At 55.6% G+C, this 15,662-nt stretch carries 12 protein-coding genes; 5 read left to right on the top strand and 7 right to left on the bottom strand.

The window, feature by feature from the left end; genetic code table 11:
• Positions 1 to 155 precede the first annotated feature (155 nt).
• Both FC18_RS06285 and FC18_RS06280 read left to right on the top strand, forming a co-directional pair.
• Entirely contained in the window at positions 156 to 3,869 is a 3,714-nt protein-coding gene (locus FC18_RS06285; RefSeq protein WP_056975762.1) for an MMPL family transporter, read from the top strand.
• A 628-nt stretch (positions 3,870 to 4,497) separates the two neighbouring features.
• A complete protein-coding gene (locus tag FC18_RS06280; protein ID WP_056975760.1) occupies positions 4,498 to 5,841 on the top strand; it encodes a cytosine permease in 1,344 nt (447 codons plus the stop codon).
• Between the two features lie 51 nt (positions 5,842 to 5,892).
• Here FC18_RS06280 and FC18_RS06275 read toward each other — a convergent pair whose 3' ends face one another.
• The 3 genes from FC18_RS06275 to FC18_RS06265 all read right to left on the bottom strand — a co-directional run bounded on the left by FC18_RS06275 (position 5,893) and on the right by FC18_RS06265 (position 8,013).
• Positions 5,893 to 6,855: a LacI family DNA-binding transcriptional regulator gene (locus FC18_RS06275; protein WP_054678463.1), complete on the bottom strand. Its 963-nt coding sequence runs from the start codon at positions 6,853 to 6,855 to the stop codon at positions 5,893 to 5,895.
• Entirely contained in the window at positions 6,856 to 7,686 is an 831-nt protein-coding gene (locus tag FC18_RS06270) for a Cof-type HAD-IIB family hydrolase (protein WP_054678466.1), read from the bottom strand. It lies immediately after the preceding gene.
• A gap of 114 nt (positions 7,687 to 7,800) precedes the next feature.
• Complete coding sequence (locus FC18_RS06265; RefSeq protein ID WP_054678469.1) at positions 7,801 to 8,013, bottom strand: zinc ribbon domain-containing protein; 213 nt, start codon at positions 8,011 to 8,013, stop codon at positions 7,801 to 7,803.
• Positions 8,014 to 8,239: 226 nt separating this feature from the next.
• Here FC18_RS06265 and FC18_RS06260 point away from each other — a divergent pair, with 226 nt between their 5' ends.
• The 3 genes from FC18_RS06260 (at position 8,240) to FC18_RS06250 (ending at position 11,068) form a co-directional block, all read left to right on the top strand.
• Positions 8,240 to 10,312: a lectin-like domain-containing protein gene (locus FC18_RS06260; protein ID WP_054678472.1), complete on the top strand. Its 2,073-nt coding sequence runs from the start codon at positions 8,240 to 8,242 to the stop codon at positions 10,310 to 10,312.
• Between the two features lie 84 nt (positions 10,313 to 10,396).
• Complete coding sequence (locus FC18_RS06255) at positions 10,397 to 10,720, top strand: type II toxin-antitoxin system RelE/ParE family toxin (protein WP_054678474.1); 324 nt, start codon at positions 10,397 to 10,399, stop codon at positions 10,718 to 10,720.
• Between the two features lie 12 nt (positions 10,721 to 10,732).
• The gene (locus FC18_RS06250) at positions 10,733 to 11,068 is read left to right on the top strand and encodes a helix-turn-helix transcriptional regulator (protein WP_156300888.1); all 336 of its coding nucleotides are present in this window, start codon (positions 10,733 to 10,735) and stop codon (positions 11,066 to 11,068) included.
• Positions 11,069 to 11,124: 56 nt separating this feature from the next.
• On the opposite strand, the gene FC18_RS06245 is transcribed toward FC18_RS06250, so the two are convergent.
• Genes FC18_RS06245 through FC18_RS06230 form a run of 4 tightly spaced genes read right to left on the bottom strand, consistent with a single transcriptional unit; the run spans position 11,125 to position 15,492 of the window.
• Entirely contained in the window at positions 11,125 to 12,363 is a 1,239-nt protein-coding gene (locus FC18_RS06245; RefSeq protein WP_056975758.1) for a homoserine dehydrogenase, read from the bottom strand.
• A 1-nt stretch (position 12,364) separates the two neighbouring features.
• A complete protein-coding gene (locus tag FC18_RS06240; RefSeq protein WP_054678481.1) occupies positions 12,365 to 13,513 on the bottom strand; it encodes a trans-sulfuration enzyme family protein in 1,149 nt (382 codons plus the stop codon).
• 18 nt (positions 13,514 to 13,531) lie between these two features.
• Positions 13,532 to 14,644 (bottom strand): trans-sulfuration enzyme family protein, encoded by a 1,113-nt coding sequence (locus FC18_RS06235; protein ID WP_054678484.1) that lies wholly within the window; start codon positions 14,642 to 14,644, stop codon positions 13,532 to 13,534.
• Between the two features lie 50 nt (positions 14,645 to 14,694).
• A complete protein-coding gene (locus tag FC18_RS06230; protein WP_054678487.1) occupies positions 14,695 to 15,492 on the bottom strand; it encodes a homoserine O-acetyltransferase/O-succinyltransferase family protein in 798 nt (265 codons plus the stop codon).
• Between the last annotated feature and the right edge of the window lie 170 nt (positions 15,493 to 15,662).

Here is a 15,662-nt window from a genome sequence, read left to right as displayed (position 1 = left end):
ATTTGTCATATATGCCGCTAATCGTCGAAAATTGATTTACGTCAGTTACCTGCATAATTACAATTGTTATTGTTATCTTCGCGACGTGACGCGTTTTCACATTTTTTTGCACACGCGCACGGTAACGGAGAAGAAGAGGAAAGGCGTTTGTAGATATGCAGAAACTAGTCAAAAACCACGTTGGGGCACTGGTTGCTTGGGTCATTGCGATTATCGTTGCGGTTGTCGCATTGCCCAACATGCCCCAACTGATTCGGGAATATGGGCAGACCAAGATTCCGGATTCGGCCCAGAGCCAGGTGGCGACGGCCATTCAAAAAGATTGGGGTCGCGGCCTGAATAATGTCCGGCAGGTGGTCGTTGTGTTCAACAACGGCGACAAGCCACTGACCAGCAGCCAGAAGCACGCAATCAATAAGACTGTCGGGCGGCTGCACCGGAACGCGGACAAATACAAGATTAAACAAATTATGGCCCCAACGGACAACGCTGAGACCAAGAAGCAATTGGTGTCCAAGGACAAGACGACCCAGCTCGTGCAGCTGCAAGTCTCGAAAAAAATCCAAGCGGGCCAGACTGCGACGAACATCGAGAAGCTGGCTAAGACCAGCGGCGTGAAGACGTACGTCACCGGTGGGGATATCCTGACCGACGACTTCAGTACCTCGACGCAGGAGGGGATTAAGAAGACCGAAGTAATCGCGGCCGTCTTCATCTTCATCGTGCTCATTCTGGTCTTCAAGTCGCCAGTGGTGCCGGTAATCTCCCTGACCACCGTCGGGATTTCCGTGATTACCTCACTGTCACTGGTCATGAACCTGGTCAAGTACTTTGGGTTCCCCCTGTCTGACTTCACGCAGGTCTTCATGGTCGTCGTGCTGTTCGGGATTGGGACCGACTACAATATCCTGCTGTATGATCAATACAAAGCGGAACTGTCGGCGGGCCTGGAAGCACACGAAGCCACGACCAAGGCGCGCAAGATTGCCGGGCGGACCATCCTGTACTCCGGGTTGTCCTTGCTCATCGGGTTCTCCGCGCTGGGTCTGGCGAAGTTCTCCATTTACCGCTCCGCATTCGGCGTTGCGGTTGGGGTTGCCGTCCTGTTGCTGGAACTGCTGACCCTGAACCCATTCTTCATGGCGGTTCTCGGCAAGCGGATGTTCTGGCCCGAGAAGAAGTTCGCGGGCGGCACGTCCAGCAAGCTCTGGCACCGGCTGTCCCACAGCGCGGTTTTGCACCCCCTGATTTCGCTCGGGATTGTGCTCGCCGTGACCGTGCCGTTCATGTTGATGTACAACAACAACTTGAACTACGACACGACGGCTGAACTGAGCGACACGCTGCCGGCCAAGGTCGGATTCCGGGTCGTCCAGAAGCATTTCTCCAAGGGGACCGCGGAACCTGCGACCCTCTACATTCAGAGCGACAAGAAGTTAAATAAAGAAAAGTACCTCGACGTCATCGATCGCGTGACCAAGAAGCTGCAGCAGGAAGACGGCGTGAAGACCGTCGCTTCCGTTACCCAGCCTGGTGGGACCAAGATTAAGGCCCTGTACGTGAAGGACCAACTCGGGACCGTCACGACGGGGATGAATGCTGCAGGTGCCGGGCTCGCGAAGATCAACAAGGGTCTGCGCGAAGCCACCAGCAAGCTCGGCAGCTCCGATATGCAAAGCGGCCTGGACGGCGTCAAAACGATGATTGCCGGCTCCAAGCAGCTCGAAACCGGGAGCGCGCAGGTCACCTCCGCCACGCAGCAACTGGCAAGTGGCGCCACCAAGCTTCAAAGCGGCGCGAGCGTGCTGGATTCCGGGCTCGGGACGTTGAATTCCGGTCTGCAGACTCTGTCCAGGAAGTCGAATGCCGTGAACGGCGGGGTCAACCAGCTGATGAGCCAGAGTGCCCAGATGCCACTGGCTATCGCCGGCTTGGCAGCCTACAACCAGCAGATCAATGCCGGCACGCAGCAGTTAGCTGCCGCCGTGGCCCAGAGTCAAAGCGAGCTTAGCCAACTTTCCAGCAAGCAAGCCGCATTGACCTCCAAGATGGCCCAGCTCCAGAACATGAAGCAGCAGCTGGCGAAGGCGAAGACCATGCTCGCTTCTGCCGACCAGATGATGGACATGCTCTCTGCAGCTAGTGCGAACAAGGATAACCTGACGGCGCTCGCGGCCATGTCCGGGTCCTTGGGCACACTCAAGACCACGTTGACCGACACGCTGAAGGGCAACTCGGAAAATGATCTGCGGATTGCTTCGGCAGCCCTCAAGATTAAGAACGAAACCGACGACGAAACGGTCAAGGCCGATGCCGACCGCATCATGACCTACGCCAACACCAACGTGAAGAACACGATGGACATGACGCAAAAGCTCAGTCCGGCCATGAAGGCAATGGACAAGCTGGACACGAGTTCGCTCAGTCAGCTGAGTGCGATGGCCAAGGCTATTCCAAGCACCACCGAAGTTGACAGCATGAAGTCCCAGTTATCCGACATGGAGAAGCTGATTGACTCAGCCTCCACGCAGCTGGACTCCCTGAGCAGCGTCAAGGATGACTTGAAGCAACTCAGTGCTTTGCCAGGCAAGATGGCGGAACTGAACGCCGGCCTGCAGCAGTTGCAGAGTGCCACGAACACGGCCTCCAGCATTGCGACCCAGCTCAACAACGGGGTTAACGGCTCCGGCGTTGACCTGACCAACCAGAGTACCATCCAGAGCACCATCGGCAACTCCACGCTGATCAACTCCCTGCAGCAGCTCGCTACCGGGATTACCGCTTACACTGGTGGGGTGCAGTCCGCTGCCTCTGGTTCCAGTCAGCTGGCTAACGGTGCCGGCCAGATTTCTACTGGCCTGAACACTTTGGCCAATGGTGAAAATGAACTGGCAAGCAAGACGCCAGCCATCACCAAGGGCCTCAAGCAAGAAGTTGCGGGTCAGGAAACCATGTACAGCACGCTTCAAGGGCTCGTTGGTCAGATGAAGACCTTGCAGACCGGGCTCAAGAGCGCGGCTAACGGGGTTGGCACCGTGAACGACGGGGTCAAGAGTGCCAACAGTTACCTCACTGGCCTGCAGAAGTCCAGCGTGGGCAACAACTACTACGTGCCAAAGTCCGTATTGAAGGGCAAGACGTACAAGCAGGCGCTCAAGCAGTACATGTCCTCTGACCACAAGACTACCAGCATGACCATCGTGCTGAAGGCTGACCCTAGCTCCGCCAAGGCAATGGCCAAGGTCGACAAGATGCAGACGATTGTCCAGCATGAACTGCAGGGCACCAGTCTCAAGGGCGCGAAGGTTGCCATTGGTGGCCAGACTGCCGCAACGAGTGACACCCAGCACATTGCTAGTGGCGACTTCATTCGCACCGCGGCCATCATGATTGTCGGGATTCTCCTGGCCCTCATGTTTGTCACCCGGTCCATCTTGCAGCCGTTCTACATCATGGGCACCCTGCTGATTGCCTACATCACGAGTCTGAGTTTGACGCGCTTCGTCAGCACCGCCTTCCTGGGTCAGAACGAATTGACCTGGAACACGCCGTTCTTCACGTTCGTCATGCTCATCGCGCTTGGGGTGGACTACAGTATCTTCCTGATGATGAAGTACCGTGAATTCGGGCAAAACGGCGGTGATCCGGACGAACGGATTATCTCCGCGAGTGCCATCATCGGTGCGGTTGTCCTCTCCGCCGCGATTATCCTCGGCGGGACGTTTGCCGCCCTCATGCCATCTGGCGTGCTGACACTGATTCAGGTTGCACTGGGCGTTATTATCGGACTGATTATCCTCGTGATTATCTTGCCGGTTGTCCAGTCGGCGCTGATTAGGTTGACGTACGGGCACAAGGAAGACAAATAAGTGTGATATTGACAAAGTGCCAGCATGAGAAATTATGCTGGTACTTTTTTGTCCGTCGCATATAAAAATGCTAAAAGAACTAAAGTGGCTTACCGAAAGACTTCATATCAAACCATGTTTTAACTTTGAACATGCAGCAGAATATTTACGAATTGACAAGTTCGTTACGTAATTTTAGCAATTTAGTGGCAAAATAACTGACAGTCAATCGTCATCCAGTATTGATAACAACCCTAAGTGTTTGAGCGAGGGGTTGTTTTTGTTTCGCACGTGAAAAGAGGGCACTCGCTTCGTCAAATTTACACAACGTACACATTGTGTTTACGTTTGCACAACGCCCCGGCAACATTCGCCCCGTATGCTGTAGTTGAGGTGGAGGTGAACGGGATGAGTATCTTGGTTACTTGGCTCGCGTTTATGAGCCTGATGCTATTGCTGCTGGTGGTCATTGATGGGATTGTGTGGCTGGTAATGGAACACCGTCATTTGTGAAACAGCGGGCGGCAGTTGATCGCCGTGGAACATAATTTTTTTAATCTCCGTACATGCGTAAGTCCTGTGCTACAATTTTGCCAATGTGCAAATTGGCGGGCGTATTTCTTGCGGCCGCACGAACGGAGGAATTGCAGTGCGTAAGGGCAAAGTAACGGCGGTGCCAGAATCTGACCGCGCGATGGGCAATTGGGATCTGTTCGCCACCTGGATTGGGGCGAACGCGAATAACGGGACGTGGTATATCGGGGGCGTGATTGCCGCGGCGGGGATGTTGACGGCATCCACGGCCCTGATTGTGTGCGGAATTCTGTCGTACGTCCTGCTGGGGCTGGCCAGCTACATGGGCTACCGCACCGGCCTGCCCGCGATGGCGCTGACCCGGCCGGCATTCGGCCTGCGCGGCTCGTTTCTGCCGTCCATCATCAACGTGGTGCAGTTCATCGGCTGGGCGGCGGCTAACACGTTCATCGCCGCGATTTCGATTTCGGTGATTCTCAAAGACTTGCTGGGGTGGCCCGCATACGGCACGCCAGGCGGTAACAAGGGCCTCATCGTCGGGATCATTATCATGTCATTGCTGCACCTGGCCTCGATTTCGCTGGGTGAACGTTCCGTGCGCATGATTGAGCGCGTCGGCATCGTGCTGGTCATGGCGCTGGTCGCGTGGGAAACCGTGGTGGTATTCCAGCACGCATCACTGGCTGAAATCATGGCGTGGCGGCCGGCGGGGCACTTCAAGATGACATCGGGTGCGGCGATTGATGTGCTCGCGGCGTTCAACCTGGCGTGGGTCACGGCCGCGGCGGACTTCTCGCGCTTTGGCACCAAACGCAGCGCGGCGACGACCTGGTCGTTCCTCGGCGCCAATGTGGGCCTGTTCGTCTTCGCGTTCATCGGGTTGACGGCGACCATCACGGCGGCCATCACGAGCGGTGTGTACGACCCGAATTCATCTGATCCGTCGACGATTGCCACCAAGCTTGGCCTCGGGATTCTCGCGCTTTTGGTCATCGTCATCACCAGCACCACGGCCAACGCGGTCAACCTGATGGCGGCCGGCTCGGCGGTCACGAACATGTTCCACCGGCTGCGGCTCCAACCCGCGCTGTGGCTTGTGACCCTGGTGGCCACGGCCGTCTCGTTCGTGCCGCTATTCTTCACCACGTTCCTCGCGGCGTTCACCGCCTTCCTTGACATGATTGGCATGTTCCTGGGCCCTGAGATTGCGGTGTTCCTGGTTGACTTCTATATCCTGCGCCGGCGCGAGTACGTGGTCGACGACATGACGTTAGTGGATGGCCAGTACTGGTACCGCGGCGGCTTCAACTGGCGTGCGATTGCCAGCTGGGCGTTCGGGGTGGCGATGTACTTCGCACTGCGCCACGTCGGCTTCATCGCGCACACGGTTGGTGCGACGTTCGTGGCCATGGCGCTGGCTGCACTCCTGTATTACCTGCTGATGCGGCGGAAGCATTAACGCAAATACCGCCCCGTTTTGTCTGTGTTCGGCAAAACGGGGCGGTATTTTTTACGCGTAAATACGATTTGCGGGCAAAACGAATTCGGACGGCACACTGATAACTGTTCCGGGATTAGGCTTGTTCGTAATGAGGGTGAAGGCCCGTTGTCCAATTTCATTAAAGTGGTGGTTAATGGTGGGCAGTCCCAGTAAGTAACCGGACAGTTGATCTTCTTGACCAATGAGCGTTGGTACCGGCAAATGGTGGTTCAAGTAGAACTGTCGGGCACCTGCAGCGACGTCATCACCGTTCGTAAAGATGTACTTGACCTGCATTTTTTGGTTGTGCATTTTTTCCGCGCCTGCATATCCGTCACGGAAGGTTGTGATATTGTCCAGAATCCAGTTGGAGCTGGGCATGGTCGTGAACACTTTGTTGAAGGCTGTAAGTGTCGCGGTGCTGGTCGCACTTTCTGGTGCTGGTCGACTGAACATGAAGGCAATGTTAGTGGCGTTTTGCTTCTTTAACCAACTGAAGGCTTCATGGTAACCAGTCTCGCGGTTAGAAAAGACGGCTGGCAGCGGGAGTGATCCCGGGTCTTCGCACACGACAATTGGGCCGTATTGGAGGTAGTTGACCAACGTAGTTAGGGGCACACCGTGCGAGGTGAAGATGAGACCGTCAAAGAGACCCCGGCGCAGTTGTTCCAAGTAGCGGTGCTCAAGCTCTTCGCTATAGGCAGACGGCAGAATCGTGACACGAAAATGGCTGGGAACAGCCGCCGCCAGAATCCCGTGAATTAGCTGTGTGAAGTATGGGTGGTCCGCGTGGGGAATGACAACGCCGATGTTGTGAGTTTGGCCAATACTCAGGTCGCGCGCAATGTCGTTAGGAACGTAATTGGCCTCCGCAATCACCTGCTCAACCTTGGCGCGAACCGCCTTAGACACGTAGCCGCTGTGGTTCATTACGCGCGAGACGGTTGAGATGGAGTGCCCGCTCATCTTGGCGATATCACGAATGGTAACCATTTAAATCACTTCCTTATTGGGTGCGTTAAATTCGGGCAAATTCTTCAGAGCGAACGCGACGCCATTTTCGAGGTTGCTCTTGGTGACGTGTTTAGCCACCGCCTTAATCGCAGGCAACGCATTAGCCATGACGACCGGCAGCCCCACCATGTTCAGCATTGGCAGATCGTTGTGACCATCCCCGAAGCCGGCCGTTTCGGCAGCTGTCAGGTGTTCGCGCTGCAAAATGTAGTTGATGCCGTGGGACTTCTTGGCCCGGTCACTGGTGATTTCGAGGTAGGCGGCACCGGATTGCTGAATGGCAACGCCCTTGAGCTGCAGTCCATTGAGCAGTTGGTGGAGCCGTTCCATCAGCTGCGAATCGAACGTGATGAACATAATTTTGAACGGCTTGAACCCGGGTTGAGCAAAAGTCTGCTCCCGACTGGCGATAGTGGCGGTCTGCCCCGTTAATTTCTGCTCGAATTCAATCCCTGCATCCAGCTTGCCCGCGAACCAATCCGTGTGGTTGTAGTAGCTGACGGAAACGTCCGGCAGGTTCGCGGTTACCTGGTCGATGATGGCCGCAGCCGTTGCGGTAGCGATGGGGTTCTCATCGATGTAGTGCACGCCGTCTGCCTGGGGCTGGAAAATCAGGCCGCCGTTGAACGCAATCTGGGGTTCGTGCAGGTTGAGCGCGTCAATTGTCGCCGCCATTTCGAGGGGAGCACGCGCCGAGACCAGTGTGAGTGGAATCGTGCTTTGCTTAACGGCAGTGACCGTTTCGGCGGTGATATTGCCATCAGGATTCAGGATGGTGCCGTCCATGTCGGAGAAGATGTGTTTAATCATGCTATTATTTGCTCCCTAGTTTCATTGATGTCCTAATTGTAAAACATGGAACGCGTTCCATGGCAAATCCGGGCAAAATAAAACCGGCGCGCGTATTTGCGCACCGGCCACTTACTAGCTGTTCATCAAGAAGTCGAGAATGTTCATGCCCTTGTCGGTTTCGGCCTTGTACAGTTCCGTGTAGCCGCAGCGCGTGCAGCTGATGGTGATGAACCGCTTGTTCTGCACGTTCATCAGCTTGGAAAAAGTGCCGCCGGTTGCCTGAAACTGATCCTGGTCGTAGCTTTCGTTGCCACACTTGGGGCAGACATATTGACGTTGTTCCATAATTATTCCTCCAGTGTCGATATCAATACCAACTATTTCTCCATCATTATAAGCTGGTGGGCGGCGTTTGAACCAGTCTTAAGGCGGATTTTGACGATGTGCAAGAATTCATAAATTAGTTTGTGCAATATGCACGTCTTAGCTCGCGCTCGGGGTTGATAATCAAACTTGGGGAAAGATTAATGCGAGCATTCAGCGGTAATCGGCGCGGACGAGAGGTGTAATTATGAAGCACAGTAAACTCAAAACTTTAATCATGACAGTGGTGGCCGGCATGCTGGTGGCGCCGGGATTTAGCACGCAGGCGGTCAATGAAGAAATTGTAAAACAATCACCAGAACAGTTTTTTGGCTATACGTGGGACGGGAACAGTTACCCAATGCCGACCAGTATTGGGGTTGCGCCCGGGTTTGTGCCGTTCAACGATATTTTTGCTAAACTTGAAGGATCAAGTTCAACCGTGCTGACTAACTCCAAGGGTGCGGACATTGGGGTTGAACTCACCAATTCTACGCCCGAAAAAAATTCTGATGGAACAACCAAATCCGAGTCAGGTTCTATTTGGAATACAGCTGGGAATGAACTCGATTTAACAAAGAACTTTAACGCCACCATGCAGTTCTATCTTGGTAAAGAGGACAGTAAAACGGAGTCCGGGGATGGGATTGCCTTTGTTATGACAAAGGCAAAGCCAAGCATAATCTATCCGGGTGGTGGTGCGCTGGGCATTTGGGGCAATTTGACTACCAAGACCGCAGATGGGATGCCGAACTCGTTTGCTGTTGCCATTGATACTAACGCCAACGCCGACTACAAGTGGGATACGGCGGTTTACAATCAGGTGAAATATAGCTCAACGGCGGAAACGGACTATATTTTAAGTAATGGTACTAGCATAAATCAAAATTACATTGCTTGGGGTTATCCCGGCATGAAGAACCAATACAGAATAGTGAAGCATACTAGTTATGACGCTCTAAATAATAAGACGATTGAATACAACAAGATGCTTGCTTTTGCAAACGGTGGCAGCAAGTACGAAGACGTCGACGGCTCAACAACCGGTGTCGGTGAATTCGACCTGGTATCCCAGGGCGCGCTGAACAACGGCGCTTGGCACCAGATGGACATTAAGTATGTGCGTGAAGGTGACGGCGGGACGTTCACGTACACCATTAAGTTGAAGAACCCTAATGGGACGCCAAGTGGCACGGAAGTTACTCGGTCAATTCATTGGAGCGACGCCCAGATTCAGAGCATTTTCGGGAGCACGAAGCTCAACTGGGGGTTCACGGCGGCCACGGGGGTTAAGTTTGAGAACGGGGTAGTGGCCTTCCAGAACATTCCGGGTTTGCTGGATAATAGTTTTGAATCCAGCTTGGTGGATACGGCTGGTAATGAATTAAAGCATGATGCCTACATTGAAGAAAAGTACAATCAGGCATTCTCAATCAAATATAACGGCGCGACAAGTCGTCAGTCCTGGCCCGCAGCCGCAGACGGTACGCTGTCTGCAATCCTAAAAGCGGGTAGTAACTACGGTTTTATCATTGACTCAGTACAAGACATGACGGCAGAAGTTAAAGTACACAATGTTAACGGCGATTACACCTTGCGCGGAGTAGCGATTGATCCAACCGTGCTTCAGTTAAAGAATGGCGAGACGGTTTTTTATGTGAAACAGTTGCGGGTCCAAGGAATCCACCGACAGGACATGGCCAATACGGATGACAAAGGCCAGACATTAACTGCTAAAACCATCGCCACCAAACTCGGCCCGGCCGAAACCATCGACGCCGGTACGGTCGGCGGGGACAACGGTGTGCTCTCAACTACTGCCGACATGCCGGCGGTTAAGGAACGGCCGTTATCCCTCGATGCAGTACCGAGTTTCGAATTCCCAAAACTGACTGTGGCCCAGGTGGTTGGCGGCTTCACCGGTCTCAGCAACACCGCAGCGAACGCGGATGCGCTGAAGCAAAGCGGAATCGTCATGCAGCTACCGCAAGATGCGCAGTTTACATTGACCGCCAATCTGCCATCCTTTGACCTCGGCAGTGACTATGTTGCTGGCAGTTCCAGTATCAAGTTCGACTTTGCTAAGGGTGACAGCACCGGCAAGCAGACGGTGACGCTCCCGGACAACGGGGAGGACACACCGATTTACACGGGGACGCAGACACCAAACAGCACGGCGGTGACGAACGTGACGTTGAACATGGCGCCGTACCCTAAGGTGAAGGTCGGCAACTACGGCAAAGAGGGTAACATTACGTGGACGTTGACGGCAGCACCGTAAGCCTTGAGCAATTAATGCATTTTTCAGACTATGAGGTTGAGAAGCCTCGAAAAATATGATAATCTTTACGTGTGAGGTAAAGAAATGGAGTATTTTGGCGAAACCACCAAACTTACAAAAATTCTTAGCGATTCCAGATTACGAGTGAAAGCCTATGGGCGCGACCGTGCTAATCGAATTGGTCAACGACTTTCTGATTTTGAGGCTGCAAGGACATTAGACGATATCTCCCGCCTTCCTCCTGCTCGATTACACCCACTTCATGGTGACCGCCAGAATCAGTTTGCAGTTGATGTTGGCCCGAACTGGCGGCTGATTTTCGAAGGCTATGACCGCAATGATCAGCTCTCGATAAAAACGGCGGAAATAGTCACAATTGTCATTTTGGAAATTGAAGATTACCACTAAGGAGGCATGTCTATGCTGAATCGTAAAAATAAAATTGTGCCGTCGGATTTAGCTGAGTACTCTGCAGCAGATACAATAGCAGAAACGCTTCAATTCCGGCACATCTCGCAAGTTGATTTTGCCAAGCGTATTGGTGTGTCGGAGAAACATCTTTCGCAGGTGTTGCATCGGAAGGCATTTATCTCGCCGACCGTGGCGCTATCGATTGAAGAAGTTACGGGCATTCCGGCGCACATGCTTTTGGAGAAAGATATGCGTTATCAGCTAGCACACACAGAAAGACCAACGCGTGGTAATAATCCAGAGAACTCAGAATACCTCAAGCAGTATGATTGGGTATTAGCGTAATATTTGCAGCCAAAAAGGCGGCCAGAATTATCTGGTCGCCTTTTCGCTACTCAAATTTACCCGAATATCGGTAGAATGTGCACCAGCTGCAAGTCTTTGGTGCGCTCAATCTTGCCAATCAGTTCGTTGGTCTGCGTATCGCTAATCGCCGGCGTGTGGATGAAGATGGAGCCTTCACCCGAAATCATCTTGCCGCCGATGTCGAGGTTGGCCGCGGCCTGATCAGCCTGCAGGGTCTCGCTGTGCAGCACCACGAACCGTTCACTGACCCGCTGATCAGCGGTGGCAATCGTGTTCGGGGTGGCCGCATCGACGAATGGGGCGGGCTCAATGCCGGCGCGGATGGCCGAGGCGATGGTGATGAGGTCGGCGATGACGGAACTAGCGGTGGGCAGTGAACCCGCGCCGGGGCCGGTCATCGTGATCTGCTTGGTGTTGACCGAGTCAATCATAACCGCATTGTTCTCGTCGAATACGGCGGATAGCGGGTGGGCCGCTGGCACCAGGTGCGGGCTGACGGTCAGGTTCAATTGCCCATTAGTCATCGCCGCTACGGCCAGCGGCTTGATGGTGTACCCCCAGACGGAGGCGGCGGCAAAATCGGCGCGGGTGAGGGTGGTGATGCCCTGGCGCGTCACGTCGCCGAGTGCGGGGGTCATGCCGAACGCAAAGCGGCTCAAGATGAGCAACTTGTACGCGGCGTCGAAGCCTTCCACGTCGTTAGTCGGGTCGCTCTCCGCGAAGCCCTTCTCCTGCGCCAGACGCAGAGCTTCGGCGTACGAACTACCAGCGCGTACCATCTGGGTGAGGATGAAGTTGCTCGTGCCGTTCGCGATGCCGGCCACGCGGGTGATGGTGTCGCCGGCGTAGGCATTGGCCAGGGTGTGCAGGATGGGGATGGAGCCCATGACCGCGGCTTCGTAGTAGAGGCCGACGTGGTGCTCCTTGGCCAGTTGCGCCAGCTGCACGCCGTGGACGGACAGCAGGTCCTTGTTGGCGGAAATCACGTGCTTGCCGTTCTTGATGGCCCGCTCCAGCAGCGGGTAGGTGGTCGCGACCCCGCCCATGACTTCGACCACGATGTCGATGTTGGGGTCATCCACGACGGCCAGCGTGTCGGTGGTTAGTTCGATGCCGGGGTACTTGGCCTGGCGTGCCGGCGTAATGGTGCGCACTGCCGCCTTCACCACGTGGGCGTCGAGCACCGCCAGCCGCGGCTGATTTTTTTGCAAAATGGCGACGACCCCGGAACCAACCGTGCCCAGGCCGAGTAAGCCGATGTTAATTTGCGTCATATTATGCCTCCGGAATCAGGGCCAGTGCTTGCTTGAGGTCGGCGATGAGGTCGTCTGGGTCTTCAATCCCGCAGCTAAAGCGTAGCAAACCTGGGGTAATCCCCGACTTCGCCTGTTCAGCGGCGTCGAGTTCCGCGTGGCTCATCTTTGGCGGGTAGGACAGGATGGATTCAACGCCGCCGAGGGAAACGGAGAATTCAGGAATCTTGGTGTTTTCGGCCACGATGCGCGCGTTATCCTCGCTGCCAACGTCGAAGCTGAGGACGGCACCGCCATTGACGGCTTGGCGCTTTTGGATTTCGTAGCCCGGATTACTCTTCAGGCCGGGGAAGCAGACACGTGTGACTTGCGGCTGCTGCTCGAGCCAGGTGGCAATCTTGAGTGCGGCACTGCTGCTTTGCTGCATGCGGATGCCGAGGGTCTTGATGCCCCGCAGCAGGAGCCAGGCGTCGGTCACGCCGAGGGTTGCGCCCACCGCATTTTGGATGAAGTAGATGCGGTCGGCCAGCTCTTTGTTATCCGTGATTGCAGCCCCGGCAACAATGTCGGAGTGCCCAGCCAGGAACTTGGTGGCGGAGTGCACCACGATGTCCACGCCCAGGCTGATTGGCTTCTGCAGGACGGGGGACATGAAGGTGTTGTCGGCAATCGTCAGCAGGCCTTTTTCCTTAGCAATCGCGACAATCGCGGGGATGTCGGTCACGGACAGGACGGGGTTGCTGGGGGTTTCGATGTAGATGGCCTTGGTGTTCGGCTGAATGGCGGCGCGCACAGCGTCCAGGTCAGTCAAGTCCACGAAGGTGTGGTCGATGCCGAAGCGGTTGAGCACCTGTTCCAAGATGCGGAAGGTGCCCCCGTAGACGAACTTCGACACAATCAGGTGGTCGCCCTGGCTGAAGGTGAGGAGCACGCTACTGATGGCGGCCATCCCGGTACTGTACAGGAAGCCGTACTTGGCGCCTTCGAGCGTGGCGACGGCTTCTTCAGCGACTTTGCGCGTCGGGTTACCAGAACGCGAGTAGTCGAATTCGCCGAAGTGGTCGAAGTCAGACTGGTTGAACGTGGATGAAAGTTGAATCGGCGTGTTCACCGCACCGGTTTCCTTGTCCGCGACGGTGGTTGCTTTGATGATTTTGGTCCAATCGTGCATGGGTGTTACCTCCTGTGGTTATTCTTTAGCGGCTGCGACAGCGCGTGTAATGTCGCTTAGCAAATCGTCTTGGTCTTCTAGGCCCACCGAGAAGCGGATGAGCTGGGGCGTGATGCCCAGGTGCAGCCGGTCTTCAACGGACATGTCGTGGTGGGTCTGAATGTACGGCACGGTGATGAGGCTCTCCACGCCGCCGAGACTTTCGGCGAAGCTACAGACTTGCAGGTGGCGCAGGAACGTGTCGACGTTGTAGTTGTCTGCTAGGTAGAAGCTGATCATGCCGCCAACGCCGGCATAGAGCACCTTGTCGATGCCGGGCAAAGTTGGCAGCTTGCCGGCGAGATACTGGGCGTTCTTCGTGTGGCCCGCCATGCGTACGGCGAGGGTCTTCAGTGAGCGAATCAGCAGCCAGGCGGGGAACGGGTCGAGTGTCTGGCCGGTGGTCGTCAGCTGGTTGGTCAGGGTGGTAAATAGCGCGTCGTCTTTGACAATCACCGCGCCGGCGAGGATGTCGTTGTGGCCACCCAGGTACTTGGTTGCGGAGTGGACCACGATGTCGGCGCCGAGGTCCAGGGGATTCTGGTAAATCGGGGTGAGGAACGTGTTGTCCACGGCAATCAGGATGTCAGGCCGAATGGCGTGCACCGCCTTGGCGACCCCCTCGATGTCGATGACCTTCATCGTCGGGTTCGACGGACTTTCAATCCACACCAGCTTGGTTTCGGGGCGAATCTGCAGCAGCAGGTCGTCGACGTTAATGCCGTTCCACTTGTCATAATTAATCTTGTAATTCGCTTGGCGTTCGTCGAAGTAGCGGAAGGAGCCGCCGTACAGGTCATCGGTTGACAGGAAGTGGTCGCCGGTCTTAGTCAGCGCGGAGAACACGAGGTCGATGGCCGCCATGCCGGAGCTAACGGCTAAGGCGTGGGTGCCGTGTTCGATGGCGGCGAGCTGTTTTTCGAGCAGTTCCCGCGTTGGAGTCTCGAGCCGCGAGTAGTCGTAGCCGGTACTCTGACCGAGGCCGGGGTGCCGGAACGCCGTGGAGAAATAGAGCGGAGCCACGACGGCGCCAGTCTTGTCGTCGTCCGTGCCGTTAGTGCCTTGCGCTAGTTGTGTTGCGATTTTGACCATGATAGAACTCCTTCTTGGACGCAAGCGTCCGGTTGTGTGTGGGTATTAATTTAATCAGCGAGCTGCTGCAACCAGTCCGTGTAGAACTTAGTGGCGCTGGTCTGCCATGTCGCTTGGGGCCGCATGTCGGGGGCAAAATAATGCTGCGGCTTGGGGGCCGCGTCCCCGTTCTTGCGCTGGTCGCGGTGGTACTCGTCGGCCAGCGTTCCGGCGAAGTACTCGAAGTGACCGGAAACGTAGGTGGAATTGGTGCGGTCATCGGCGACGATGAGGGCGCCGAGCGCATCGGTACCGGCAACGACCTGGCCGCGCGTGAGTGAATCTTGCGGAATCGTGAAGTAGCGCGACTGCGGCATCGTGACGCCGTCCGCCGTGTAGACCCCGGTGATTTTGTGGTCCAGGGTCAACGGGGTGAACACGCCATCCGCGTACCCCGCAGCTTCGGCGCCCCAGCAAAGAAAGAGGCTCTGCTGCACGTGCGTGTGCCGCCAAGCGAGGATTTCCTGGAACTCGGGCCAGTAGTCCACGTCGGTAAAGGCGATGCGGTCCAGCGGCGCACCGGTGACAATCAGCGCCGCGAAGTGTTGGTCCTTGATGCGGGCGAAATCGGTGTAGGCGGCGTGGATGGCAGCAGCGTGCTTGCGCATCAAGTGCGTGGTCGGCAGACAGAACGTGACGGCGAGGTCTTGGTGCGGCTTGGCGGACCGGCTTAAGATGCTGATGAACTGCTGCTCGGTCACAGCGCGGTTGGGCATCAGGTTGAGGATGAGAATTTTTGCTGCGGCTGCGGGTGCCGCGTTCGTGCTGGGCGGTTTTGTGAGGCCATTTTGCTGGTAGATATTTGTCATTGGGTTAACTCCTGGAATTACGTGTGTGGTCAGGGGCGGGGATAAAAAAAGTCCCGCAATCCAAAATTAGGATTGCGGGACGAATTATCGTGGTACCACCCGGGTTTTGCTGGCGGTCTTGCGGCGCGCCAACACTCATGCATTACGGCACGCGGCAAGCACGTGCGATA

The organism is Lacticaseibacillus sharpeae JCM 1186 = DSM 20505 (assembly GCF_001436225.1).
GTDB classification, from domain to species: Bacteria; Bacillota; Bacilli; order Lactobacillales; family Lactobacillaceae; genus Lacticaseibacillus; species Lacticaseibacillus sharpeae.
This window is presented reverse-complemented; position numbering and strand designations above follow the sequence as displayed.

Excerpts from the sequence above, each read along its gene's own strand:
- FC18_RS06275 (WP_054678463.1), bottom strand. The coding sequence starts at position 6,855 with ATGGTTACCATTCGTGATATCGCCAAGATGAGCGGGCACTCCATCTCA.
- FC18_RS06250 (WP_156300888.1), top strand. The coding sequence starts at position 10,733 with ATGCTGAATCGTAAAAATAAAATTGTGCCGTCGGATTTAGCTGAGTAC.
- FC18_RS06230 (WP_054678487.1), bottom strand. The coding sequence starts at position 15,492 with ATGACAAATATCTACCAGCAAAATGGCCTCACAAAACCGCCCAGCACG.
- FC18_RS06265 (WP_054678469.1), bottom strand. The coding sequence starts at position 8,013 with ATGGAACAACGTCAATATGTCTGCCCCAAGTGTGGCAACGAAAGCTAC.
- FC18_RS06255 (WP_054678474.1), top strand. The coding sequence starts at position 10,397 with ATGGAGTATTTTGGCGAAACCACCAAACTTACAAAAATTCTTAGCGAT.
- FC18_RS06245 (WP_056975758.1), bottom strand. The coding sequence starts at position 12,363 with ATGACGCAAATTAACATCGGCTTACTCGGCCTGGGCACGGTTGGTTCC.
- FC18_RS06285 (WP_056975762.1), top strand. The coding sequence starts at position 156 with ATGCAGAAACTAGTCAAAAACCACGTTGGGGCACTGGTTGCTTGGGTC.
- FC18_RS06240 (WP_054678481.1), bottom strand. The coding sequence starts at position 13,513 with ATGCACGATTGGACCAAAATCATCAAAGCAACCACCGTCGCGGACAAG.
- FC18_RS06260 (WP_054678472.1), top strand. The coding sequence starts at position 8,240 with ATGAAGCACAGTAAACTCAAAACTTTAATCATGACAGTGGTGGCCGGC.
- FC18_RS06235 (WP_054678484.1), bottom strand. The coding sequence starts at position 14,644 with ATGGTCAAAATCGCAACACAACTAGCGCAAGGCACTAACGGCACGGAC.
- FC18_RS06270 (WP_054678466.1), bottom strand. The coding sequence starts at position 7,686 with ATGATTAAACACATCTTCTCCGACATGGACGGCACCATCCTGAATCCT.